The organism is Kibdelosporangium philippinense (assembly GCF_021390435.2).
Taxonomy (GTDB): Bacteria; Actinomycetota; Actinomycetes; order Mycobacteriales; family Pseudonocardiaceae; genus Kibdelosporangium; species Kibdelosporangium philippinense.
The window spans coordinates 187,702-211,709 of sequence record NZ_JAJVCN010000005.1; the positions used below are offsets into that span (position 1 = coordinate 187,702).

Annotated in this window: 29 protein-coding genes; 7 read left to right on the top strand and 22 right to left on the bottom strand. The window is 67.4% G+C overall.

Going from position 1 to position 24,008, the window contains the following annotated elements:
• Position 1: 1 nt before the first annotated feature.
• The 7 genes from LWC34_RS54055 (at position 2) to LWC34_RS54085 (ending at position 7,690) form a co-directional block, all read left to right on the top strand.
• Entirely contained in the window at positions 2 to 1,057 is a 1,056-nt protein-coding gene (locus LWC34_RS54055; RefSeq protein WP_233734443.1) for a replication-relaxation family protein, read from the top strand.
• Positions 1,058 to 1,060: 3 nt separating this feature from the next.
• Positions 1,061 to 2,020, top strand: coding sequence for a C40 family peptidase (locus tag LWC34_RS54060; RefSeq protein ID WP_233734444.1), 960 nt, complete (start codon positions 1,061 to 1,063; stop codon positions 2,018 to 2,020).
• Between the two features lie 152 nt (positions 2,021 to 2,172).
• On the top strand, positions 2,173 to 3,291 hold the full coding sequence (locus LWC34_RS54065; protein ID WP_233731532.1) for a tyrosine-type recombinase/integrase: 1,119 nt from the start codon (positions 2,173 to 2,175) through the stop codon (positions 3,289 to 3,291).
• Positions 3,288 to 3,614 (top strand): helix-turn-helix domain-containing protein, encoded by a 327-nt coding sequence (locus LWC34_RS54070; RefSeq protein ID WP_233731533.1) that lies wholly within the window; start codon positions 3,288 to 3,290, stop codon positions 3,612 to 3,614. The genes LWC34_RS54065 and LWC34_RS54070 overlap by 4 nt, the downstream gene beginning before the upstream one ends.
• Before the next feature lie 988 nt (positions 3,615 to 4,602).
• Positions 4,603 to 5,979 carry a hypothetical protein gene (locus tag LWC34_RS54075; protein WP_233731534.1) on the top strand — a complete coding sequence of 459 codons (1,377 nt, stop codon included), beginning with the start codon at positions 4,603 to 4,605 and terminating at the stop codon, positions 5,977 to 5,979.
• 229 nt (positions 5,980 to 6,208) lie between these two features.
• Positions 6,209 to 6,622: a hypothetical protein gene (locus tag LWC34_RS54080; RefSeq protein WP_233731535.1), complete on the top strand. Its 414-nt coding sequence runs from the start codon at positions 6,209 to 6,211 to the stop codon at positions 6,620 to 6,622.
• A 3-nt stretch (positions 6,623 to 6,625) separates the two neighbouring features.
• Positions 6,626 to 7,690 carry a WXG100-like domain-containing protein gene (locus LWC34_RS54085; protein WP_233731536.1) on the top strand — a complete coding sequence of 355 codons (1,065 nt, stop codon included), beginning with the start codon at positions 6,626 to 6,628 and terminating at the stop codon, positions 7,688 to 7,690.
• 384 nt (positions 7,691 to 8,074) lie between these two features.
• Here LWC34_RS54085 and LWC34_RS54090 read toward each other — a convergent pair whose 3' ends face one another.
• From LWC34_RS54090 to LWC34_RS54195, 22 genes are all read right to left on the bottom strand, one after another.
• On the bottom strand, positions 8,075 to 8,356 hold the full coding sequence (locus LWC34_RS54090) for a hypothetical protein (protein WP_233734446.1): 282 nt from the start codon (positions 8,354 to 8,356) through the stop codon (positions 8,075 to 8,077).
• A 162-nt stretch (positions 8,357 to 8,518) separates the two neighbouring features.
• A complete protein-coding gene (locus LWC34_RS54095) occupies positions 8,519 to 9,298 on the bottom strand; it encodes a M48 family metallopeptidase (RefSeq protein WP_233734448.1) in 780 nt (259 codons plus the stop codon).
• Positions 9,295 to 10,179: a DNA-processing protein DprA gene (dprA, locus tag LWC34_RS54100; protein WP_233734450.1), complete on the bottom strand. Its 885-nt coding sequence runs from the start codon at positions 10,177 to 10,179 to the stop codon at positions 9,295 to 9,297. The genes LWC34_RS54095 and dprA overlap by 4 nt, the downstream gene beginning before the upstream one ends.
• Positions 10,180 to 10,241: 62 nt before the next feature.
• Positions 10,242 to 11,045, bottom strand: a complete 804-nt coding sequence (locus LWC34_RS54105) for a DUF8317 domain-containing protein (protein ID WP_233734451.1) — start codon at positions 11,043 to 11,045, stop codon at positions 10,242 to 10,244.
• Between the two features lie 131 nt (positions 11,046 to 11,176).
• Positions 11,177 to 12,505 carry a hypothetical protein gene (locus tag LWC34_RS54110; RefSeq protein WP_233734452.1) on the bottom strand — a complete coding sequence of 443 codons (1,329 nt, stop codon included), beginning with the start codon at positions 12,503 to 12,505 and terminating at the stop codon, positions 11,177 to 11,179.
• 152 nt (positions 12,506 to 12,657) lie between these two features.
• A complete protein-coding gene (locus tag LWC34_RS54115; RefSeq protein WP_233734453.1) occupies positions 12,658 to 13,209 on the bottom strand; it encodes a hypothetical protein in 552 nt (183 codons plus the stop codon).
• Positions 13,210 to 13,296: 87 nt separating this feature from the next.
• A complete protein-coding gene (locus tag LWC34_RS54120) occupies positions 13,297 to 14,142 on the bottom strand; it encodes a Mom family adenine methylcarbamoylation protein (RefSeq protein ID WP_233734454.1) in 846 nt (281 codons plus the stop codon).
• Positions 14,143 to 14,241: 99 nt separating this feature from the next.
• Complete coding sequence (locus LWC34_RS54125) at positions 14,242 to 14,799, bottom strand: hypothetical protein (RefSeq protein WP_233734455.1); 558 nt, start codon at positions 14,797 to 14,799, stop codon at positions 14,242 to 14,244.
• A 101-nt stretch (positions 14,800 to 14,900) separates the two neighbouring features.
• Positions 14,901 to 15,428, bottom strand: a complete 528-nt coding sequence (locus tag LWC34_RS54130; RefSeq protein ID WP_233734456.1) for a hypothetical protein — start codon at positions 15,426 to 15,428, stop codon at positions 14,901 to 14,903.
• Between the two features lie 112 nt (positions 15,429 to 15,540).
• Entirely contained in the window at positions 15,541 to 16,797 is a 1,257-nt protein-coding gene (locus LWC34_RS54135) for a phosphoadenosine phosphosulfate reductase domain-containing protein (protein ID WP_233734457.1), read from the bottom strand.
• Between the two features lie 110 nt (positions 16,798 to 16,907).
• Positions 16,908 to 17,174 (bottom strand): hypothetical protein, encoded by a 267-nt coding sequence (locus LWC34_RS54140; RefSeq protein ID WP_233734458.1) that lies wholly within the window; start codon positions 17,172 to 17,174, stop codon positions 16,908 to 16,910.
• Between the two features lie 119 nt (positions 17,175 to 17,293).
• The gene (locus LWC34_RS54145; RefSeq protein WP_233734459.1) at positions 17,294 to 17,725 is read right to left on the bottom strand and encodes a hypothetical protein; all 432 of its coding nucleotides are present in this window, start codon (positions 17,723 to 17,725) and stop codon (positions 17,294 to 17,296) included.
• Positions 17,726 to 17,844: 119 nt separating this feature from the next.
• Complete coding sequence (locus LWC34_RS54150) at positions 17,845 to 18,228, bottom strand: hypothetical protein (protein WP_233734461.1); 384 nt, start codon at positions 18,226 to 18,228, stop codon at positions 17,845 to 17,847.
• Between the two features lie 81 nt (positions 18,229 to 18,309).
• Positions 18,310 to 19,116 (bottom strand): hypothetical protein, encoded by an 807-nt coding sequence (locus LWC34_RS54155; protein ID WP_233734462.1) that lies wholly within the window; start codon positions 19,114 to 19,116, stop codon positions 18,310 to 18,312.
• 46 nt (positions 19,117 to 19,162) lie between these two features.
• On the bottom strand, positions 19,163 to 19,756 hold the full coding sequence (locus tag LWC34_RS54160; protein ID WP_233734463.1) for a hypothetical protein: 594 nt from the start codon (positions 19,754 to 19,756) through the stop codon (positions 19,163 to 19,165).
• 157 nt (positions 19,757 to 19,913) lie between these two features.
• Positions 19,914 to 20,498 (bottom strand): hypothetical protein, encoded by a 585-nt coding sequence (locus LWC34_RS54165; RefSeq protein WP_233734464.1) that lies wholly within the window; start codon positions 20,496 to 20,498, stop codon positions 19,914 to 19,916.
• A 61-nt stretch (positions 20,499 to 20,559) separates the two neighbouring features.
• On the bottom strand, positions 20,560 to 21,075 hold the full coding sequence (locus LWC34_RS54170) for a hypothetical protein (protein ID WP_233734465.1): 516 nt from the start codon (positions 21,073 to 21,075) through the stop codon (positions 20,560 to 20,562).
• A 151-nt stretch (positions 21,076 to 21,226) separates the two neighbouring features.
• On the bottom strand, positions 21,227 to 22,105 hold the full coding sequence (locus LWC34_RS54175; protein WP_233734466.1) for a hypothetical protein: 879 nt from the start codon (positions 22,103 to 22,105) through the stop codon (positions 21,227 to 21,229).
• Positions 22,102 to 22,671 carry a hypothetical protein gene (locus LWC34_RS54180; protein WP_233734467.1) on the bottom strand — a complete coding sequence of 190 codons (570 nt, stop codon included), beginning with the start codon at positions 22,669 to 22,671 and terminating at the stop codon, positions 22,102 to 22,104. The genes LWC34_RS54175 and LWC34_RS54180 overlap by 4 nt, the downstream gene beginning before the upstream one ends.
• 430 nt (positions 22,672 to 23,101) lie before the next feature.
• Positions 23,102 to 23,455 (bottom strand): hypothetical protein, encoded by a 354-nt coding sequence (locus LWC34_RS54185; protein ID WP_233734468.1) that lies wholly within the window; start codon positions 23,453 to 23,455, stop codon positions 23,102 to 23,104.
• Between the two features lie 33 nt (positions 23,456 to 23,488).
• Positions 23,489 to 23,737: a hypothetical protein gene (locus tag LWC34_RS54190; RefSeq protein WP_233734469.1), complete on the bottom strand. Its 249-nt coding sequence runs from the start codon at positions 23,735 to 23,737 to the stop codon at positions 23,489 to 23,491.
• Positions 23,738 to 23,814: 77 nt separating this feature from the next.
• Entirely contained in the window at positions 23,815 to 23,982 is a 168-nt protein-coding gene (locus tag LWC34_RS54195) for a hypothetical protein (RefSeq protein WP_233734470.1), read from the bottom strand.
• Between the last annotated feature and the right edge of the window lie 26 nt (positions 23,983 to 24,008).

Sequence of the window (24,008 nt, forward strand, 5' to 3'; positions counted from 1 at the left end):
CATGATCACGAATCCGACACCGCAGCGGGCGCTGCGCGGCCACATGCCCCAACGCCCCACACCACGGGCAGCCACCACCGGGGCGCACCACGCCCAGCTCGCCGGGCGACTCACCCCGCGGGACCGGTGGCTGGCCCGGATGCTCCACGAGCACAAGGTGTTCACCACCCAGCAGTTCGTCGAGATGGCGTTCCCGACCACACGCGCGGCCAACCACCGCCTGCTCGATCTGTTCAAGTGGCGGGTCGTCGACCGGTTCCAACCGTTCGTGACCTCCGGCACCGCGCCGATGCACTACGTGCTCGACATCGCCGGAGCGGTCGCCCTGGCCTACGAAGACGGCCTCGACCCCAAGAAACTCGGCTACCGTCACGAGGACGCGGTCGGCATTGCGCACTCGCTGCGCCTGGCGCACACCGTGGGCGTCAACGGCTTCTTCAGCACCCTCGTGGCGCTCAGCCAACGCCCCGGCGCCCGCGGACGCCTGACCGCATGGTGGTCCGAGTTGCGCTGCGGCCGGCACTTCGGCGACATGGCCCGCCCCGACGCCTACGGCCGCTGGCGCGAAGACGGACACGAGATCGAGTTCTTCCTCGAATTCGACTTCGGCACCGAGGACCTCGGCACGCTCGCCAGCAAACTGTCCGGCTACGAAAAGCTCGCCACCACAACAGGAATCACCACACCCGTCCTCGTGTGGCTGCCCACCAACCGGCGCGAAACCACCGCGCGCCGCGCACTGACCGACGCACTGTCCCAACTGGACCGTCCCACACGGGTGCCGGTGGCCACCAGCGCCGCGGACGTCGCGGGCGTGGCCGGCGAGAACAACCCCGCCGTCGCCCGGTGGCTACCGATCTCCGGCCCAGCCGCGCGACGGCCCGGCCGACTCCGGCTCGTCGAACTCGCCCTGCTCTGGCCCCACACCGACACCGCGCAGACGAATCAGCCGTCGACGCAGCCGTCGACCTCGACCACCAGCCGGCAAGCGCCCGCAGAGCTCGCCGCTCCGGCACCGCTCCCACCACGCCCACCGACCACCCGCTTCCGGAGGTGAACCATGAAGATCGCCAGCGCAGCCCTCGCGGCCATCATCGCCTTTCCCATCCTCATCGGCGGCATCGGCCAAGCCATCGTCACGGCGATCTTCGGCAGCGGCAGTACCCAGCCCAGCCAGCAAGCGCTTGCCGACATCCCCGCCGACTACCTCGACCTCTACCAAACGGCGGCACCCGCGTGCCCCGGCCTGGACTGGTCCATCCTCGCCGCTATCGGCAAGATCGAATCCGACCACGGCCGCAGCACCCTGCCCGGCGTCCGCAGCGGCCACAACGGCGTCCACGGCCCGACCGAGGGAGCCATGGGTCCGATGCAATTCATGCCCACGACGTGGCGTGATGTGCGGGCCCGACACCCCGAAATCGGCGCTGATGTATACCGGCCCGAGAATGCCATACCCGGAGCAGCTCACTACCTGTGCGACTCCGGTGCGCAGAAAGACATTCGCAAGGCGATCTTTGCCTACAACCACGCCGACTGGTACGTCAACGACGTTCTGGCACAGGCCAAGAAGTACGGCGACGCGATGGTCGGCACGGGAACCTGCACCACGATCCAGGCACCCAACCCAGCCGCCGCCATGGCGATCAACTACGCCTGCGGCCAACTCGGCCTGCCCTACGTCTGGGGCGGTAATGGACCCGACGGCGGTCACGCCGGATTCGACTGCTCTGGGCTCACCAAGGCCGCATACGGCGCCGCCGGGATCACCCTACCCCGAACCGCGCAAACCCAATACAACGCCGGGCCGCTCGTCCCAGCCGGAGAACCTTTGCTTCCCGGTGACCTGATCTTCTACGGCACACCGAACAACGTCCACCACGTGGGCCTGTACATCGGCGCAGGGAAGATGGTGCACGCGTCGACCTTCGGCCAGCCGGTCAAGATCAGCCCATACCGCTGGAACGGAGATGACTACCTCGCAGCGAGCCGGCCAGTTAACCGGGATTTATTGCATTAGATGCAACATTGCGCACGGTTGGGGACCGTTGAATAGTCCCATGTCGGGACATTTTGACGCCTCTGGCGGTGGGCGTCGGCGTGTCGCTGACCTGCGACGGCCGTAGCGGGTGCAACGATGTTGTATCCGATACAACCTGGAGGTGGGTGATGGTGCGACAGGTTGATCTGCCGGGTGCGGCGCACCTGGTACTCGATTCGGGTGTGCGTTACTTGGATCCGGCGCCGGCGGTGTTCGAAGCGATGCTGGAAGGCTGGGCGCGGCAGCAGAAGAGTCGGTTCCTGAGCGAGGCGGGCACGATTGTTCCGCGGGTGCGGCTGGTTCGACGCTTCGCGGGGTTCACCGACCAGTACCCGTGGGAGTGGACACCGGGCGAGTTGGAGGCGTTCACGGTGGACATCATGTCGGGTGCGCATCCTGCCGTGCAGTCCACAATCCGGTCGTATCACGGGGCTTTACGGATGTTCTGTGAGTTCGTTGCCGATGCCCGGTATGGGTGGCTGGCCGAGTGTGAGCAGCGGTTCGGACAGTTTCCAGTGCAGATTGCGCATGAGTGGAACACCGTCGCACACGTGGTTGACTACGAAGGCCAGCCGGGGCGGCGAGCGCTGACCTACGACGAGGTGCAGGCGTTGTTCGACGCGGCGGACGCGCGTGTCGAACGCGTCCGCCGGCGAGGTCGCAAGGGCGTGTTGGCGGCGTGGCGGGACGCGGCGATCCTGAAGACAGTATACGCCTACGGGTTGCGCCGCCGTGAACTCGCCCGACTGGACACTGTGGACTTTCGCCGCAACCCGCGTGCCGTGCAGTATGGCACCTATGGGTCGGTGCAGGTCCGGTATGGCAAGGCATCCAAGGGAAGTCCGCCGAAGCGGCGAACGGTGTTGACCGTACCGGAGATGGATTGGATCGTCGACGTGCTCACCGAATGGTGCGAGGAGATCCGCCCGCTGTTGTTCCCGGGCTCGCATCCGGCGTTGTGGGTGACCGAGCGGCGGAGTCGGATATCGATGCGGTCGGTCAACGAGGCGTTCCGCGACGCCCGCCTGGATGCCCGGCTGCCGGAGGAACTCGACCTGCATGCGCTGCGCCACTCCTATGTCACGCATCTTCTGGAGTTCGGTTATCCGGCTTTGATGGTGCAGCAACAGGTTGGGCACGCCTGGGGTAGCACGACCGCGCTGTATACGTCGGTGTCGGACGAGTTCCGCAACCGCTTGCTGGAACAGTCCCTGCAAACCCACCCGGAGCTATGGACGGAGACAACGTGACGCGCTCCATGAGCTATGTATGGCATCTGCGCGCGAAGATGGCGGAGAGGGGCCTGTTTCAAACCTCCGAGCTGGTGCCGCTGCTGGCCGAGCGTGGTATCCAGTTGTCGAGGGAGCAGGTCTACCGGTTGGTGACCCAACCGCCGCAACGGTTGTCGATGGACACCCTCGCGGCGTTGTGCGACATCCTTGACGTCACCCCGAATGACCTGATCGAGATCACCGCGGCGGCCAACCAGGTTCGTAAGACCGCAAGCGGCCGCGGGACCCGCCGGGCGCCGACGGCCCGGCGCACCACGATCCGCCGCCCGGACGGGACGTGAGCTGGTCATGGCGCCGCGTCTGTCCTCTCAACCTGGTACTGCGACTGGGGTTGTGACCGAGTGGATCGTTACCCACGTCCGGACCGCGCTTCCCATAGCAAGTGGAGACGTGGCGCGGGCCGCAGTGAGCGTGGCGGCGAGGAGTGCGCGGGGCATGGCGGTGCTGCGCGATCATCTAAAGCAGCATCCCGACGCACTGACCTCTGGACATCCGGACGTCGCACCAGTGGTGTGCAGGTTCATCCGGGCATTGGCCGACGCTGGGACCGGCGCGGTGTTGCCGGAGTGCAGCCGCTGCCACCGGCCGGCGAGGCGTTTACCGAAGCCGGTCGATGGTGGGCGCATCTGTCCGTCTTGTGTGGACATCGAGAACGCCGAGCCGTGCAGTCGGTGCGGGCGATTGCGTCCGGTCGTCACCCGCGACAGCGATGGGCCTGTCTGCCAAACATGCCGCGCACGCGATCACGCCACACACCGCGCCTGCGGCACCTGCGGGCAGGTCGAGCGGATCGTCGCCCGATCCGCCGACGGTGCCGGGATGTGCCGACGCTGCTACCAGGCGCGGCGCGTGCCCGAGCGATGTTGCCGGTGCGGGGAGGACCGCGTGCCGGCCACCCGCACCTCGGATGGCCCAGTCTGTGAGCGCTGTTACCGCACACCCGATCAGCGTTGTGACGGATGCGGACGCATCCGGCCCTTGAAAACCCGGCGCACCGACGTGCTGCCTGCCCTGTGTTCCGGCTGCTATCGCGGACGATCTGCAACCTGTACGACGTGCGGAAGAGTCCGGCCTACCAAGCGCTGCTCCGCACGCCAAGGTGAGGCGACGTGCGCGAGTTGCTGGCCCCGTTCGAGGCGCGTCTGTGCCCGCTGTCAGCGGGTCAAGGCGATTCTGACTCGTTGGCCGATTGGCGACGTGTGCGCCGCCTGCTATGCCTGGGTCCGCAAACACCCCGCGACGTGCACCGGCTGCGGTGCGATCCGACCGTTGATCGGCACTGACTCCGCAGACACACCGATCTGTGGTCCCTGCGCCGGACAGTCCGATCGCGACTACACCTGCCCACGATGCGGCGAGTCCGGCTTCGCCCAAACCATCGGGCGCTGCCTGCGCTGCGAGGTCGGTGACCGCATTCACGAGTTGCTCGCCGACGCCGACGGCGTCCTACGACTGGATCTCCAGCCGTTCGTCACCGCCCTGGCCACAGTCGACTCCCCAAACGCCGTCCTGCAGTGGCTACGGCCGGGCCAACCCGCCGCGCACCTGCTGGAATGGATCCACGCCATCGACGTACCAGTCACCCACGACCTGCTCGACTGCCTCCCACCGGGGCTCGCGGTGCATCGGCTACGCCAAACTCTTGTACACACCGGTGTCCTACCCGAACGCGACGAGTACCTGGAACGGCTCGTGCCCTGGCTGGACAATCTGCTCGCCGACCAGCCAGCCACGCGCGCCCACCTGCTGCGCACCTACGCCACCTGGACTGTGCTGCGCCGCGCCCGCTATCGCGCCCGCAGCAAGCAGTTCACTCCCGGCGCGAACAATTGGGCTCGATCCCGTTTGCGCGCCGCGCTACGGCTGCTGTGCTGGATCGACGAGCAGGGACTGGAGCTGGGCTCGATACGCCAGGACCACATCGACCAGTGGCTGCTCACCGGCCGTCCGGAATCCACCTACCCCGCGCGGGAATTCCTGCACTGGGCCCGGCAACGACGACTTGCCGGGGCCGTAGCCATCCCGAAGAAACGCTCGCGCACCACACTGGCACCGATCACTGACGACGAACGTTGGCAACAGCTGCGGCGCTGCCTGCACGACAACACCTTGCCCACTCCGGTGCGGGCGGCCGGGGCACTGGTGTTGCTCTACGGTCTGCCGGTCAGCCGAGTCGCCCTCCTACGGTGCGACGACATCCACATCGACACCGACCAATGTGCCTGGGTGCACTACGGGCGCCACCGGCTCCGGCTGCCGCCCGCCGTTGCCGCAGTTGTGCTCGCCCAACGCGATCAAGCCACGACCGTCTCCCCGGTTGGCCGCAGCCACCCCGGCGGCGTCGCATGGCTATTCCCTGGTGGCTTTCCCGGGCGGCCCGCACGTGACGCCCTCTATCGAGGTCTCCGCCTCCATCTGCACGTTCACCTACGGCGTGCCCGCAGCGCCGCCCTCGCCGGGCTGGCCGCGGAACTTCCCGCCGCAGTCCTCGCCCAACTACTGGACATCAACATCAACACCGCCCTCACATGGACGCGCCATACGCAAGCCGACTGGACCGCCTACCTCGCCGCACGCCGCAATACCACGGACACGAAACCCTGTCTGACAAACAAAGTCGGGCTAATACGTGGGCCAGCCGAGTAGCTCAACATCGTGCAGCGCTACCGTCCCGTGCACAGCCTGATGCCGGACTGGGCGACGTGCCGCCGTTGACCGGCAAGGTCCTCTGGCAAACCGAATCAGCCCGGCACCCCGCTCATGGCTGCACGGTGGCTTGGCCACTGACATCGCGGCGTTAAGAACTGCGCTTCCGATGCCAAGGAACGGTTAAGGACAGACACCACAATGTCGTTGACCTGGTTGGCTGGTCACCATGCCGAAACCCGACATCGACGGCCCCGCCGGGGGATACCGCAACGCGCCGACTGGAGCACCGGCCGTTGGCGCTGCCGTTCCCGGAGGCTCCACGCCGTGGTCGCCAAGTGGGCAGTTCTCAGTCGATACGGGAGAACTGGCGCAAGCCGTTGCCGCGTTTCGCGGCGCTGCGGAATCAGCCGTGGCTGCCCAGGCCGGTATGCCGAGCGCAACAGGAACCCCGTGGGGCACGGATCCGTTAGGCAAGTCGTTCGAAGGGCAGTACCTCGGACCGGCCGAAGGCGTGCAGGATGCTGTCAGCGCATTGGCCCGGTTGCTTGAGGACACAGCTGACAAACTCGACGCCATCCGGCGCAATGCCGAGACGACCGAGCAGAACGCGATCACCATCGCCACGAGCCTGAGTAGCTGAAGCGTGGCCGCACAGGAGGTTCCGGACGCGGTACAGGGCTTGCTCGCCGTGGTCGTGGGCAACAACTGGCCCGAATACAACGCCGCCGACCTGCAGGCGATGGCCTCACAATGGCGAGCCGCCGGTGAGCATGTGGCCGGCGTCATCGCCCAGATCGAGGCGGGTGCGGCGCACGTCGAGCGGGGCCTGACCGGAACAGCCTACGAGGCGTTCCGCGGGTTCATCGCGCCGCTCATCGAGCCCGGGGGCCAACTGGACGTCCTGCGGCAGGTCTGCTTCGCGCTCGCTGACGCACTGGAGGCCATGCTGCTCGAAGGCGACCTGCTCCGCAAGATCATCATTATCCTGCTGGTGATCCTGCTGATCGAGTTGATGGCCGACGCCATCGCCGCGTGGTTCACCTTCGGTACGACCAGCGCGACGTCCGCAACCCGTCAACTGGCGACCCGGGCGCAGGTGTTCACCTGGATCCGGCGGGCCATCACCCGGCTGGTGACCCATTGCGCGAACTCCGTGCTCGCACAGGTTGGCGTGACGTTCTTCGCCCAGCTGATCCAATACTGGGAAGGCAAGCGGGACAGAATCGACGGCCAGCACATCCGAGCTGCGGCCATCAACGGTGCCGTCGGTGGCGCGGTGGGCTTCGGCATGGGCGGCCTGGGCAGCCTGGCCAAGATCGGCGGCACGCCCAATTCGTGGAAGGGCGCGGCGACGTCGTTCGCCGTCAACGCGCCAGCGAATGTGGGCTGGGGTGCCGCAACCGGTGCGGCGGAAGCCGCCGCCCAAGACGCCGCCACCGGACTGACCGGTGACGAGGTCTACGGTGCCCAGAACGGTGCGTTCAACGGTGTGAAAGGCGGTCTGCACACCAGTTTCAACCCGGGCAACAAGCTGTCGATTACCCCTGGCGACCATCTGAACAACGCGCTCAACAAGCCTTTCGATACACCGCCGCCACGACCGCACCGAACTGAAACAGATCCGCCTCGGCTGGAGACCGGCCCACCGGAAGACTGGGACGCCTGGGGCGCGAGCACAACCCAGGCAATTCTCGACGCAGGCCGCTGACCGAACGGCACCCGATGATATGACGATCTCCTCTGCCGCCGCAGTAACGACGCGTTATGCACCCGCAGGAGCCGCTCCTCCCAGCGGAACTGCAAGCGTGGTTCGACGAACAGCCTGCATCGTGCGCGGCACTACACGCGAAACCTGACCAGACAACAGAACACGAGCTACACGGCTACACCATTACCTTCAACTCCGCAGTCTCGCGAGTGAGCCACGAGGGGCGTTCACCGTGATTCGCGCCTCGTCCGCCGGTCGCGAGCCTGCTGGGCACAACCACTGCAATACCGTTGGAATAAGGCAGGGTTTGAATACTGCTACTTCACCAGTTGGCGATTCGCGGGTTTAGGCGACCTCCCGCCCGTGCCATGGGCCGATGCGGTTTCACGCTTCGGCGCTGTCGTCCTTACCTTCGAGCAGCTTGTAGAGGTTCGTCCGGTCCATCCCGAGCGCTCGGGCGACTTGCGCTTTCGGGACCTTGTCGTCGATTGCAGCGGTCATGAGCTTCATCCGCTCGTCGCGAGCCTGCTTCAGCTCTTCGTGCTTCTTGACCCGCTGGGCCTGCAGCGCAGCCTCTTGATCGCGAATACTCTGGAGTTCAGCCAGGAGTCCGTCGACCTTGGCACTGCTCGCCCGAAGCAGCTTGAAGTGCTCGTCCTTGTCCACCGCTGCCTCCTTCCGGGTCGCTTCCTGGTGCCGATCATGCCGACCGGCGCTCTCTGTTGTATCAGACTGTGGACGACGACACCGCTGTTCCACACCTGCTGGATTTCGTGTCGGACGTCGCTGGCGGGCGCCGTCCGACACGAACCTGATCACCGCGTGCGGTCATGACCTGGGCTTCCATTCGCCGAGCCAGGCGTGGCGGCCGGCCTCGGCGAGCTCGGTCTTGCGCTGGCGCCAGTCGGGCATCCACGAGTCAATCCGCCGTTGCCACGCTGGTCCGTGAGCGCGACCTGGTGGCCGGGTGGCGTGGGCCTGCTCGTGCGCCAGCACGTACTCGACGAGCGGCATCGGCAGCCCGAACACGGCCCAGTGGAGGGTCGTCGTGTGCTTCGGCAGCCCCTCGTAGGTGCCCCAACGGTGCCGGCCAAGGTCGCGCACGGCGTAGCTAAGGTGCTCGATCCGGCCGCCCAGCTCATACTGGCGCCCTTCTCGCCTCGCCCAGGCGAGCCCTTCCTGGCGGTAAAGCCCGATGATCGCCCGGCGAACCCGCTCCGGTCGCTGCCGCCTCACGTACAAGACCCGCTCAGCCGTCACGGCGGGCAGTTGCTCGACGCCCGCAGGCAGGGTGTCGACGAACCGGAGTCGATAGCGCTGGCCGAACAGATCGAACGTCTCGCCGTCGACGAACTCCTTGACCGGGTGGTCCGGCGCTAGCCGGACGGCCGTGGCGACCTTCTCGGTGATCCAGGTCCGGTGACCGCTGACGAATCGGATAACCTGGTCCGGATCGGCCTGCGAAGGGATCAAGACCGTGACGGTCCCGCCGGGCGCGACCTCCATGCCGAGGGTGCGGCGTCGAGGTCGCAGCGCCACGGTGACCTGCCATTCAGCGGGCAGTTGGAGTCCAGCGACGGCCGCCGCGTAGATGTCGTGGCTGCTCACCGCAATCCCTCCTGATAGTGGATGTGTTCCGCGGAGCTGATCACGGTGGCCTGCCCGGTGCGGAGCAGCTCGATCACTCCGGCGGAGGTGCCGGCGGTGATCGGGCCTGGTACGCCGTAGACCCGCCGGCCAAGCGTGCGGGCGGCCTTCGCCGTGGCCAAGGCGCTGCTGCGCTGTCCGGCCTCGACGATCACAGTTGCTGCGCTCAGGGCCGCGAGCAGTCGGCAGCGCGTCGCGAGCCGGGATTGGACGGCCAGGGCGCCGATCGGGTACTCGCTGACCAACAGCCCGCCGTGCTCCACGACCTGGGCGAATAGACGGGTGTGTTGCGGCGGGTAGGTCTGGTCGATCCCGCACGGCAGCACCACCACCGTGCGGCCCTCTCCAGCAAGAGCCGCACGGTGCGCTGCTCCGTCGATACCGAGGGCACCGCCAGTCAGGATGGTCACGCCGGTCTGGGCGAGGTCGTAAGCAAGGTCTGCGGCAATGGTGTCGCCGTACCCCGTGGTGAACCGGGTGCCGGTCACCGTGACGGCGGTGCCGGTGAGCTCGGTGAGGGATGCCGACCCCCGTGTCCACAGCGCCAGCGGTGTGCCCAGGCCGTGGCCGGCCATGCCGGCGAGCCGGCCGAGCGGCCAGTCGTCGTCCTCGGGGGTCACCAGCATGGCGGTCTCGGCGTCGATCGCGCGGAGGGCGTCGTCCAGTTGCGGATCTGGCCGGGTGATCTCGGCTAGGGCTGCGGGCGGTGCGGTCCCGGCGCGGATGCGTTCGACGGCGTCGATGGGCCCGTGGGCGGCGACGAAGTCGTGCAGCGCGGGTGCGGGCGGCTCTGCGGCGTACAGCAGTAACAATCGTGCGTGCTGAGGGTCGGTGAGGGGCATGGTGCAACTCCTTCGATGTGGGAAAGGGATGACAGCCGAGCCGGTATCGGTGGGCGCGGCTGTCAGCGATCGGTGCGGTGGTCGTGCAACGGGATCGGCAAGCTGTGGCCGATCAGCTCGCGCCAGCGCCAATCCCCGGTGTGCACAAAGGCACCCGACGCCGCGAAGTGCATGCCGGGCGGAGCGTCGGCCGGGCGGGCGACGTATCGGCCGTGCTCGAACAGCAGGTACACCCCCGGCGCCTGGTCGGACGGCTCGCGGACCCGCGCGAAGGCGGGCAGCTCCCGGTCCTGGCCGAGGCCGAGGATGGTCACGTGCCGGACGCGGGAGGACATCCCGCCGTTCGGGCAGTGGATTGGCCCGGTCAGGATCTCGGCGGGCAGTCCTTTGCGGACCACGGGGATCTCGATGGTGCCGTCCTCGATGCCGGGGATCTGCTCCAGCGCCGTGACGGCCCAGGGAGTGTCGGTGTAGGCGGGCAGGAGCTGGTAGGCCGGGACGGATAGCGACCCGTAGCGCACCCTGGCTTTCGTCTCGGGGGGAAGCCTGCTCAGGACTTCGTCGCGCAGTCGGTTCGTCCACGTGCACGCGGAGCTGGTGGTCCAGTCAGCCGTTTCATCCGACTGGTACTCGTAGCTGTCCAGCAGCCTCAGCACCGCGACCGGGTGGAATGTGTGATCAGCCAGGGCCGCCGTGTAGTCCGGTGGGTCGTCGTGGTCGCGGAGCGTCCCGATGCTGCGGTGGTGCTGCTGGAGCAACATCTGACCGGCCAGCGTCGCGTCGTCGCGTGTGGCGATCATGTCGAACTGGAGGCCAGCGTTGACGAGTCCGTCGATGTGTGCGGTGTGCAATTCGAACGGAGCCATAGCAGTATCCCCTTTCAGAGCAAGAAAAATGTGTAACTGAGGCGTGGTGCCGGGCCGGGAATTGATGTGCCGCAAGCGAAGGCTGCGGGCGAGGTGGCTAGGCGGGATCGCACCGAGCCCAGGGCTGCCGGTCAGGACGCGCTGGTGAACCGGGAGCGAGTCAGGGCGTGCCGCACCACCTCAGCCGCGGCCTCGCAGCGGCATTCCAGGCGAGCGAGCACCGTGTCGGTGTGCGCGGCCCAGGTGTCGTCGAAGCGGTCCGTGGCCTTATCGAACGCTTGGGCCGGGGCCACGGTGTAGAACTCCTCCATGGCCGGGTACGTCTCGTCCTGACGTTGGCGCACCCACAGGCGTCGGTGGATGTCCCGATCGCCGCCGCGTACCGGTGCCCCTGCGATCTGCTCGTGGCGCACCAGCGGCACGCCGACGAGGTCGCTCATCTCCTCCAGCGCGGCGTAGGCCACCAGGTGGCCGCCGAGCAGGACGCGATCCACCGAGCGAATCGCGTGGGCAGGCGCGGAGTAGAAGCGACGCACACGGTAGACCGCCCACGGCATCCTCTTCATCCGCGCGGCAGCCAGCTTGACCGGCTCGGTCACGCGGTCGCGTTGCAACCGGCTGATCAACGACTTGCCAGGACCGAACAACCCCGATCGAGGGTTCAAGGCGGTGCACACATACTCGTCGATGATGTGCTGCGCGGCCTCGGCCGGTAGCGTGGCGAACCGGGCGAGTTGCTCGGGCCACCCGGCTTGGCAGCCAGCGTAAGGACAATGGCGGCAGCAACTTTTCGGCCACACCACGCCGAGTTCGCGGGACAGGTAGTCGATGCAGTCCTGCCTGCTCCATCCCCACTCGTAGATCGGGTAGGTGGGAATGCGCTGGCCGCCCATGGAGTACGCCGAGTCCCGTGTGATTCTGGTGTACTCGTTGACGTTGAACCCGATCGCGTGGATGTATCGGCGGTCGCCGAACTCCTTGGCACGCCAGGCATCCTGGGGCCAGCCCTTGGCTTTCTGGCTGCATTTCCGGACGCCACCGAGCTGGGGCATCGTTCCGGTTGACCGGTTCTCGTGTGAGAGCTTGTAGGCGCCCTCCAGGTGCAGCCGGTACGGCTGGCGCGTGTCCTGCAGGACCGCGACACCATCCTTTTTGGTCGGCCCCTTGCGGGCCACCTCAACCAGGCGCACGTTGTGCTTGCGGAGCAACGGGAGGATGTGCCGCTCGACGAGCTTGCCGGTGGTGCTCCATTCGTCCCCGGTCTGTGCGATGACGACGACGAGGTTGGAGTAGTCGGGTGCGATCGTGTCGGGCCGGGCGTTAGGGTCGGTGAGCATCCGATAGATCCCGGTGGTTGACTCTGCTCCCATGCCGTACGACCACGCATACGGCATCAGCTCGGTGTGGTGGATCGGGTTGGTGTCGACGTGAGTGGAGGCTTCGGGGGCTCTCCTTTCCATGTCGTCCTCCGTGCGTTGTTGTTCTGCGGACGGATATTCGTGTGGCGGAGGGGCGGCAGCACCAAGCCAGCGGCCGGACCCCGTTGGTGATCAGCGGGGTCCGGCTACTCGTGGCAAGGGCTTGGTCGGGCACGCTTCAGGGCTGGCTGCTTTCACGCTCCGGCGTACTTGCACTGGACGATGTCGCCGTCGTGGCGACCGTCGCAGGTGATCTCGCCGAACTTGCGGTTCTTGACGGCCAGCTTGTGTCGTGCGATCGCTTCGAGGTCGTCGATGGTCGCCCCTTCCAGCGCTTCATGGTGCTGACGGCTCTCGTCGTCGAGCGGCTTGCCGGGGAACGCAGCGGCCCACATGCGGAAGTACAGGCCCGCAGCGGGTGACCGCAGCGGGGCACGCAGACTGATGTCGCGGCACAGGCAGCACACCTCGGCTGCGGTGCCCGGCCGCGTGTCCGCGTCGTTCACCAGGCGCTCCAGGAGCTCGCGGCAGTGCGACCGGTAGACGAACTCGGTAGCCATGAGTTTGTGCGTGGCTACGAGAAGGGGAAAGCTGTGGTAGAGGAGGTCGCGTTCGGACGGATGCCGCCTCATGGCTCGGCGAATCTCGTCCTCTGCCCAGTCGATTTGCTGAAAGACACCTTTCAGCAAGCTGGTCACCTCACGCAGAATGTCCACTGGGGAGTAGTTCTCGGCTGTTTTGGGCATGGCTGAGCCCCTTTCCTTTGCGGTGAATTGCGATGGCGTTTCGGGTGGCGTGCCGCGTCGGCAGAGCGGCCTCGTGGCCGAGCTCGGTTACGCGGTGGCGAGGCGCGGCTTCGGGTACGGGCCGGTGGCCATGCCGATCGTGGTGCGGGTGCGTTCGCCGCGGGTGCGGCCGAGGCGGATCGCGTACCGGTGGTTGCCTGGGTGGCGTTGGCGACGTGCTCCGATCGCGCGCAAGGCGGTGGCGAGCCACTGCGCGAGGACCTCGTCGGGGCGAGGTGGTGCTGCGCCGAGCGCGACGAGGCGGGCCACGACGCCGTTGCGTCCGCGCTCGCCACCGGTGACTTTCGCCTGTGAGCGGGCGGTCAGCACCGTCGCATCGGGCAGTACGGTGAGGGTGCGGCTGGTGGACCGGCCGAGGTAGTCGAAGTTGAGCGCCTGGTACACGATGCCGAGGTGCCCAGGCTTGATCATCTCGGTCCGGCCCTCGGCGGTGCGCCAGCGTGGAACGGGGTCGGCAAAGCTCACCAGCCCCCGCACGCCATGTTCGGCGGCACGGGCGAAAACCCTTGCGCAGAACCACGATTCGCCGTTCATGGCGACGCTGTCCAGCAAGACCAAACGGGACAGTTCCAGTGATTCCTCGTTGGGCACCAGGGTGGGGAACGGGTTGGTGAGGACCTGGTTGCTCATCGGGATGCCCAGGGCGGCAACGCCCACCAATTGCGGTTCGTACGCGTGCACGTCGAACAGCCCGAAGCGGTACTTGGTGGCTGGCCACGCGGCCGAGTAGTGATGACGCAGGCAGAACTCCTCAGCTGTCTTGCTGTCCATTTCGGACACGTCGTAGCGGTCAGGCTTGAACGCGGGTCCTGCTGCTGTGCGCCAGCGGTGGGTGCCGTTGCGCCACCGCTGGGTGTAGCCGGCGGTGGACATGGTTTGGTTGTCCCTCCCTTCGAGGGGTGGCAAGGGTTGCGATATCGCTCCCTTTGCTGGTACTTGGGTTTGCTGGGTGAGTTGCTGTCACGTCGCGGCTTACGGTCCTGTGGACTGGTCCTGGGCCCACGGACCGAGCACAGCGGTCGGCGTCTTCGCGCGACGACGGCGTTCGCGGCGCGCGGCCGTGAGAAGGTCGAGCACGCGCTGGCCCTTGACCTCGGCCTGCTCCCGCAGTGCCGCAGGGCACCGGTCGGGGATCGTGACGCGCTCGGCCCGGAGATCGACCTCGATGGTGATGCGGCAGACCATCGCGCCCAGGCCCTGCTTGCGGACGAACAGCCGCGTGCGGGCCTGCACGCGGTGATCGATCGGCGCCAGCAGGACGTACTCGTTGCGCCACGAGTACTCCGCGACGTTCGGCGAGATCCGGACGCCCGTGGGCTTGGTCTTGCCGACCGGCACGGTCCGATTCAGCAGCGGCGCGGACGGGTTCTGCTCGGATCGGGTTAGCGCGCGGTGGAACGGGTACCAGCCGGGTCCGTAGACGACGCCGAAGTCATCGAGGACGTAGGCCCAGGTGCCCAGTTCCAGTTCGAGGCCGTACATGTCGAACTCGTCGTCCAGTGCGACGGTGGGTGGGCTGTAGTGGCGCATGCGTGCCTCCTTCAGTTCGGTGTGATGGCACGGGGTGTGAGCGCGGGTCGATCACGCGCCCGTGGCAGCGAACGGCGCTGGTGGACGTGTTCGCGGGATCGTCAGAGGATGCCGGGCAGCCGCCAGGAGATGGGCCGAATCCGCAGGGGCCGCCTGTCGACGTAGGACGCGGCAAGGTTGCCGTGGTCAGTGACGACCCGGTAGCCATCCAGCCATACCGCGAACCACGGCTCGGCGGGCGCCCCTTGGCGGGCCGCTGAATCCGGTGCCGACGCCATCGTGGCGTCCAGCCGCCGCGGGGTAGAGCGGTAGTGGTCGAGCCGCCCGGCGACCATCGGGCAGGCCGCGATGGTGTAGGCGGCGCACTGGGGATGCAGCGCGGGTTCGCTGATGCACCGGCGCGGTAGGTCGGATAGGCGCATCAGCAGCACCAGCCGGTCGGTATGAGGCCGGCCGCACACGCCGCACCACTGGCGCAACAAGGCTCGGTCCATCCGGTCGCGGTCGATCGTGCCGAACAGATACCGGCCGTCGGTGGCGCGGGGTGTGATCCACGGGACCACGAGGCCGCCGACGGTGGGCAGATGGGCCAGCCAGGCGGGAATCGAGGGAACGAATGTGTCGGTCATGACATAGCTCCTGGTAGCTGGGATTCGCGTTGAGGCGCATGGGAATGGCCGAGTCCCGCAGGTCCCTGGGGTTGATCAGCGGGGCCACCCGCGTGCCTGCGCCGAGCAGCGGTCAGGCAGCGCGCGGTGGGTCCTCGAACCTGCGGAACTCGGCGTGACGGACAGCGCGGAGTTCGAGCCGGACGGTCTGGTTGTGGCAGCGGTAGAGGGCGCGCGGGTCCAACCAGTCCTCGTCCCGGCCGTCGTCCGGGACGAGGCCGACGGCGGTGGGCAGACCGGTGTCCGGATCGGCCTCGGTGAACACGGTTCCCGACCCGAGCGTGATCTCCTCCCCGACCGCCGGGATCGTCGGCGCTAGACCGCGGGTGAGGTCACCACAGTGGACGGACGGTCGGGCTTCCAGCACGACGGCGACGAGCAGGCCGCGCGAGCCAACGGGAGCGGACTCGAAAGTGACGTAGTCCTCGCCGTCCGGTCCAGTGCACAGGAAGACGGTCCCGTAGCGGTCGGATTGCCGTTCGAACCGCGGCCACCAGAGCTGGCCCTGTCCGAGCTCGACCACAGCGGCGTGCCCGGCACCTTCCGGACTGACCGCACTGCTGGCCGCTGCCGCGGTGATGATGTCCGACATGGACATGTCGTTGCGGAAACGGTGGCCGATCTCTGCTTCCACCGCGGCGTATTCGGCTGCCAGATCCGGGCGAAGCTGCGCGGCACGAATCAGATCGGCGCGGCTAGCAAGCACGCACAGCGAGCACGACAGCCTGGTCATGCCTTGGTCGTAGGCCGGGTGGTACGGCACGCCGGACGCATGGATGCGTTGCCATACCTGGGTTTCGGTCCAGTCGTGGATCGGAAGCCAGGTGTCGACCGCGCGCCGGCCGCTGCTGGCGGCCTGGTCACGGCTCAAGCGTGCCTTCTTCAGCCGTGCCCGCGATTCCTCGGCGCGCAGGCCCATGCAGTTCAGCACGCGGGCCGGACGGCCCAGATCGCCGAGCTCGGTGACCAGTTGCGTGATGAGTTTCCTTGCAGGGCCTCGTTTCTGATCCGATGTGCAGTAGCGAGCCGAGGCGGACGGCCAGCGCCCGCGGCGGCGGACCTGGTCGAGGAGCAGTCCTTGCTCGCGGTGGCGTTGTTCGTAGCGCACCCCGTAGTGCTCGGCTTGCTTGCGGGCGAGTTCGCTGCTGCCGGGCCATTCGACGTGGCCGAGCGCGCAGTGCAGGACGGTGATGCGATCGAGGACTCCCGCGGCCTCGGCGAGGGTGCAGACTTCGTCGAGCAATGCTTGTGAGTCCTTGCCGCCGCTGCTGTTGACGAGGATGACGTCATAGGCGGCGAGGTTCGGCATTTCGGTAGTTGAGGCGTGCATGAGTCACCCCTTCATCAACATGTCGCGATTTTGTGTCCTAAGTGGACTGCGGCACCATCGGGCGGTGCGGATTGCGGCGAGCGAGGGAAGGTGCCTGCGCGGTTGGGTTGTCAGCCCTCGAACGTGACGTCGCCCTGGACGCAGATGCGCAGTGGGACCGTGCGGTCCTTGTCGTTGCGCAGTAGCCACGGTTCGGTGTCGTCGAGATCGATCGAAACTCGGACCTGCTGGCTGGCCGGGTCGACGTAGAGCGCGGCGTGGACCCCGGCGACGGTGATCGTCGGCCGTTCGTCCTCGTTCGTCATCGGCTCGAAGGTGGCTGCACGGTTGGCCGCATCGGCGGCGGAGGGCAGATCGGTGTTGCCGGTGCTGTGCATGGTGATCTCCTCGGACGGCGGGCGGCCGTCATCGCCAGCCCGCGCGGACGCGGGCTGGTGTGTCGTGGGGTGCGGGTGGGTGGTCCGGCCGCGTGGCCGGGCAACTGCGGCGCCTGGTGCTAGCGGGCGGCGTCTGGGTCGCTCTGTGCCGTGGTGATGTCGCGGTGGTCGGTGCTGCGGTAGCTGGTGTCGCGGTCGGTCGTCGGGGTCCAGCCCAGTGCGGCGAGCAGCGGCCGGATGCCGGCCCACCAGCCACCGGGGAACTTCCGGAAGACCCATTCCTCAGCGGTGTAGCGGTTTTCGTCGTCAGTGGGTCGCGGAATCACAATCGAGATGGGACGGGAGGTGAAGAGGTCGATCGTGATCACGAGAGCGCGGAAGGTGCCGCCGGGCGCAGTGCCGACCATGGTGGTGCTGGGTGCTGCGTTGATCAGCGTGACGTGGTAGCGGGTGGCGTCACCGGGGGCCCACCACGCCCAGCGCGGGCGTTCCGTGGGGACGTTGATCTCGGCGATGAGTTGCCGTGCGTCGTGAATGTCGTTGGTAGTCATGGTAATTCGAGGTCCTTCGACGTGTGTCAGCGCAGGCAGCGCGATGCCCTCCCCCGTGGTGGGCTTCCAGTGCTGGGGAGGGCATCGCGTCGATGTGCGTGGCTGGGTTGACGGAGTGGTCAGGAGTGGCGGTGTCTCCGGATGGCGTGCTCGACGGCGTTGGTGATCGTGTCGCCGTTGGTCTGCGCGCTCGCGTGCTGGTAGAGCGGCCAGGACCAGACACAGTCGCGGCCGTCGCAGTAGATGCGGACGTGCCCGTCGTCGTTTTCCTGGAGTACCAAGGGAAGGCGGTGCCTCTCGGGCTCCGGCCGCCGGGGCGTGCAGCCCGATACGGTCAGGCGCGAGCCGTCCTGAAAACCCACGTCGACCCCGCGCTCGGCGAGGTGCTGCACGACGTGGCTGACCAGGTCTTGCGCGTTGACCTTGCCGACGGCCGAGCCGGGCCGGGCGGGATCTTCGAGGTAGTGGTAGACCAGGTCTTCCAGCGTTTCGACCAGAATCATCGGTTGGACCCTTTCGTGGAAAGCGAATTGGTGCGCGGGAAGAGGTGCGTGCCGGACAGGCGCAGGCGATGGTTGGCGCCGCTACTTGTATTCGCGCTTCCACCTGGCTTCGACCTTGGGCGCCAGTTCGGCGCGCAGGTCGTCCTCGGTGCGGCCATGCTTTGCGGCCAGCGCGGCCAGGATGAGCCGTGCGTCCTCCTGGTACTCGGCGATGGTGTCTCGGTGATGGGCGATGCTTGCCCTGGTCAGATACCGGGCATAGGCCAAGGCGTCCGCGTAGGAGCGACGGGCCGTGAACTCGGTGTCGATCTGCCCGTATCCCTTGGTGCGCAAGGGTGTTCCGTCCGGTGCGGTGATCGCTTTCGCGGCTTTGGCCTTCGCGCGTTCGGCTTTCTCCGCTTCCCGTGCGAGTTGCTCGGGGGTTTTGATCCGGCTGGGCCGGTTGCGGACGTCGACCGGCGCGCTGGGGTAGCACTCGGTGCACGCAGCCCTGCCGGCCTGCTCGACGATCTCGGCCTCGTCGTGCCCGGAGAGCTGGGTGAGCCAGGCGAACCGGGTGGACGGGAAGCAGGTGCGGCAGGCGGTAGACCGGTGTACATGGCCACCGCTGTTGTCGACCAGCCAGGCGCGGGTCCAGCCGCCCCGGCGTTCGAACTCCGATTCGAGGGGGCGCGCTGCTGCCTCGCACTCGGCGATGGTCTGGCGGGCCTGCTCGATCCGAGGCCGCAACTCGGTCGCGTACTCGGTCATGCCGTCGTTCACCAGGCGCTTGACGCGAGCGGTGAGCCGGTCGAGAGCGTCCTGGGCGTTGGCGTGCTCGATGTCGAGCCGGGCGAGCTCTTCGTCGATCTCGGAGGGGGTTGCGGTTGTGGGGTCGTCGATAGGCATGGGTGTTCACCTCGAATCGGGTAGGTTCGGGACAGATGGCGCGGGTTCACGCGGTGACAGGTGCGAGCGCGCGGGGTGGCAGGGCGGTTGTGGTCCAGCCGTAGAGGTCGAAGACCTGGCGGGCGTGGGTGCGGCAGTAGAGGTCGAAGGCTCCGCCGCGGCCGGCGTGGGTGGCGCGGCGGTGGCAGTAGCGGGAGCTGTGGCCGTTGCCGACCTCGGTTTGCCAGGTGCACACGCGCAGCCGGCGCACGCGGATGACCAGGCCAGGGCCGCCATTGACGCCGGCCCAGCGGCCTCCGTCGACGTCGGTGGCGTGCCAGACGTAGCGGGTCCACAGCCCGCCGGACGGGGTGTAGATGCGCCGGCTGTGCTGGTGGGCGTCGGCCGGGTCGATCGTGGCCAGGTGCCCACCGGGCCAGGTGGTCAGCGTCCGGCCGTCGGTGGACACGTAGGCGACGAACGTGTTCGCGCGGGTCATTGCCTCGCGTTCGCGTTCGTCCGAGCACGGGTAGCACCTGGTGGTGCCGGTGGCGGGGTCGATGGCGTAGCCGGTCGCCCCGGTGCCGCTGGTGTCCGGGGTGGCGGGGTGGCCGCAGTCCAGAACGTCCGCCATGGCGGCGGTTGAGCGGGTAGTGGTCATGGCGGTATCGGTCCTCTCAGGCCGGGTGGTTGAACGGATGCGTGCACGAGCGCCCGCCGGGGGCTGGCGGACGGGAATGGGGAGGTGAGCCAAGGGCGGTGGTTACCTGTGTCCAGGGCTTGGCGCGGCCACGCGGTGGGCGGCCGAGCCAGGGTGATCAGTGCCGGCGCCCGAAGGTGGTGAGCAGCCGGGCGAACTCGGCCACGCGGTCGTGCGGGACGTGGATGGTGAACACGGAGTCGGAGGTGCCGGGCCGCACGGACACGCGTCCGTGGACGCCTGCGTCGACCGTGCCTAAGTGGAAATCGGTGTCCGGCGTGTCGCGCTGCACGCCGAGGCTCGCGGCCACGGTCGCGGCGAGTTGTTCGCGGGCGGTGGCGGTGGCGTCGCTGGCGTGCTTGGCGTCCCAGGCCGTGGACAGGGCAGTCTGGTAGTTCGGTAGCAGGCGGCGCCGGATCTCGCGGGCGATCTTGTCCGGTGGCTTGGCCTCGTCGACGGTGATCGTGTGGTCGTGCTGCATGCCGGTCGGGACGTGGTTGCGCAGGAAGCCGAGGTAGCCGGTGATGATCAGGCGGCCCTGGTCGGCCTTGCGGCCGGTGCTGGTGCCGTCGAACAGGTCGAGGACCTGATCGTTCGGGCCGGCCAGATGCGCCTCCGAGCCGTCGGCGGCCTTGCCGGTGTAGGCGTGCCAGCCCTGCCCGAGGTGGCCGGCGATCGTGTGGGCGAGCGTGAGCGTGGTCATGGAGTGCCTCCAGTGCTGTGTAGACGGGCGGGGTGAGGCGAGGTGTTCCGGATGGCGTGGGTCAGCCGGCGTGAGCGGGTTGCTTGGCGTACTGCTGTTCCTGTTCGCGGACCCAGTGCTGGACGCTGGTCGCGTCGACCTGGGAAAACATCTGGCCGGTGATCTCGCGGCGGCGGTCGGAGTTGCGCAGGTAGAAGGAGCGGATGCGCAGGATCTTGGCCACACGGAACAGGTAGTCGGCGAAGTCGGTCACGTGCCCCTGCTCGGTGGTGGCCTTGTCCAGGCCCTTGGCGATCTTGCGCAGGGTGCGGACGATCGTTTCCGCGCGGTCGAGGTCCACCAGGTAGGGCTGATAGCCGTGGGAGAAGCCCCAGGCGTGTTCCTCGGAGGAGTCGAGAAAGGCGGTAATACGGAAGTCGGCCAGCGCTGCCTCCTCCGGCGCGCGGTACTCGCTGGCTGAGTACAGGTGGCCGTGTTCGTCGACGGAGACCACCGTGGCGACCAGGTGACGTGTGTTGCGACCGTGGTGGTTGTCGTCGAGGGTCAGCAGCAGGCTGTACGTGCGATCGGTCGGCATGGCCGGTGTCCTTTCCTGATGTCGTGGCCAGGCAGAGAAAGAGGGGTGGTGACAGGGCCGGCCGACCGTCCAGAGGGAACGGTCGGCCGGCGGGGAGCGCGTCCGAATCGGCCGGTTCGGACGCGCCGGATGGTGATCCGCTGGTGTCGGCTCAGCGGGATTCGGTGATCCGGGACAGGGTGGCCAGGTCGACGACCGGTCCTCCCCAGTACCGGACCTGCGCGGGTTCGCCCTGGCGTCCCCAGACGGAGAGCTGGACGGCGGGATTGCTCGGCCGGCGCCATACCGCACAGGTCCGGCTGCCGTTCGCCCGGCGCTTCCCGCGTGCGTCGCAGCGGTAGACCTCGGCCGGGGAACCCCAGCCGGCCGCGCGCATGTGCTCGGCCACCTGCTCGAAGGTGGCATCGAAGGCGATCGCGGACGTCGCCGGTCGCGTGGTGGCCGGCTCATCCTGGTCTGCGGCACCGTGTGGCGGGGAGGTGATCACAGCGCGGACCTCGCGCGCCTCGCACAGCCGGCCGTATCGGCTCGAATCGGCGTAAGCCAGCCCGTAGGGCCCGGTGAACCACAGGGTGATCCGCTCCGCGCCACGCTGCCAGCCGCGCCGGTAGCCCCGCCGGTCGGGCAGTTCCGTGACCGGGATCGGCGGCAAGGTGCCGTCCAGGTCCCGGTCCGGGCGGGGTGTCCATCCGTGCGCGTCGAGATCGGCATGGATGCTCGGGTAGGCCATGTCGGTCGCCCGTGCGTTCGCGTAGCCCCGCGCCGCGCGGGACAGGGTGTCCGCGTGCTCGTTGAGCTGGGCCGTGAACCGGCGCAGCCGGTCCGGTGGGATCGGCTGGGAGCTGTGCGCGTCGTCGGTGAGATCCGCGACCAAACACCGCACCTCCGCGGCCAGGCGCGCGAGCTCGGCGAGGCTGGCCGCTTGCAGCCGGCTCACCCCTTCCGCGGCATCGGCGCGTGCGCGTTCAGAATCGGCATCCGCACGAGCCGCGCGCAGTGCGTCGGATTCGGTCGGGTGGTGCGCGGTCATGACACGAGCTCGCTGTCACGGGAGGTGTTCTCGGCGAGAACGCGGTCGAGCTGGTCGAGGAAGTACTCGACGTCGGAATTCGGCCGCATGGCGTCCACGCTGGGCATGTAGTCGGGCGAGTCGACGCGGTAGGTGTAGGCGGAGTGGTCGCACTCGCAGCATTCCGGCGCAGTGACCGGCCAGAGCTGGCAACCGACATTGAGTGAGGCAGTCGCCAGAGCACGGTCATGGAACGTCGGTGCCGTGTAGGTGGCGATCGCGGTCACGACCCGTGCGTGCGGGAACCGGGCAAACAGCTCCGCCAACACGTCGTAGTGCGCGTGCCAGCAGGCGGAAATGGTGCGTCGTCGCCCTTTGGGGCCGGTGCCGCTGCCCGACCAGGACGCGCTGCCCTTGGCGCCCGTACCCGCGCTGTCGAGCGTGCGGAGGGTGAACGTCGCGCGGGGGCCCGCGCGGTTGCTGCGGTCCGCTCCGGTCCGAACGGTCAGATTCCCGTCATACAGGGAGTCGGACACGTCGCGGACGACACTCTGAACATCGCTGAAAGACACGCCATACACAAACATGACCGAACTCCTTTACTTGCGAGGTGATGCTTTTCTCTGGCGTGCGCGCGGATGAGTCGAACAATCCACAACGAGAACCGTTGCAACCATTGCGCGCTGTTCAATCCTTTGTGTCGCACTGATGGCGCTAGCTCACACTCCGAATGCGATATCGCGCTTTCACTTGTGCGGTGAAGCCGTAGGTGGCGCTGGTGCTCACGCTCACGCGTTCGACAACTTCCGCGCCGTTTTCGCGTGCCCATTTGCGCGCGAGTCGGCCGGCCGTCTGAGAGAGGCCGCGAAGCTGTGCCCCTTCCGTGGTGACCACGATCAGGGTGTCGTCTTGTTTCCACACGTGCGAGTACCACATTTGAGTCTCCGGTTCGTTGTGTCCCAGCGGTTACGGCACGGCACGCGAGTCATCACGCGTGCTGTACCGATGGCGCTGGATTCACTTCGCCGTGCGCAGGAACGCGCCTTGATTGGGCTTGCAGCCCGTGAGCGTGCGCGCGAGGTAGTTGTTGGCCTCCCGTTTGCTGTAGAAGACCGTGATGCCCGTGATGCCGCGCGAGTGCCACGCATGGCTATCTGTTGTCACGACCTCGTAGCGCGTGACCTTGCGCGTGGCTGTGATGGTCCACTCGTCGAACCACGCGCCGTCCGATGGGTCGACCACCGATCGGTTGCCGATCGATCCGCGCGCTTGGTGTGCCGTGTCCGCCTGTACGTACCGGTAAAAGGTGCGCCACTTGTGCGACAGTGAGTCAGAACGCCGTGCGTCGATTGTGAGCCTGTAGCTAGGCATGCCTGCCCCTCTCCTGTATGGACCGTTGACCGGTCAAGCGGACAAGTGAGCGCGTAGCAGCTTGAACGCGCCATCGAACGAGCGCCGGACACCGAGCGAACGCCGACCGATTCCCTGTTCGGTCGGAACTTCCGCTACGTAGTCGTCCTGGTTGACGATGCGAATCGCACCGAAATACCCGCTGTTTCGCTTCCAGATCTCGACTCCGTGACCAGGAATTCCCGGATCGGGGCGAATCTCGTACTCGATGAAGAATTCCACCTCGGTCATGACCTCGGCCATTCTGTTACCTCCGTTTGGAAACCGTCATCCTCACCAGTCCCACCAGCCGCGAGGGTCGTCGTCGAAGTTCTCTTCGATCACGGTGTCGAAATCGACATCGGGGTTGTCCAGTTTGCTAGCGCAGCGTTCACGACCAGGTTGATCAGGTCGGTTTCCAGCTCCCCAATGGAGAGCGTGTCTGACACAAGGTCAGCCCCATCGTTGACTGCGCGGGAGACCTGTTCGCGCGTGAATAGTTCAGACATGCCGGTGTCCTTTCTGTGTTGACCCG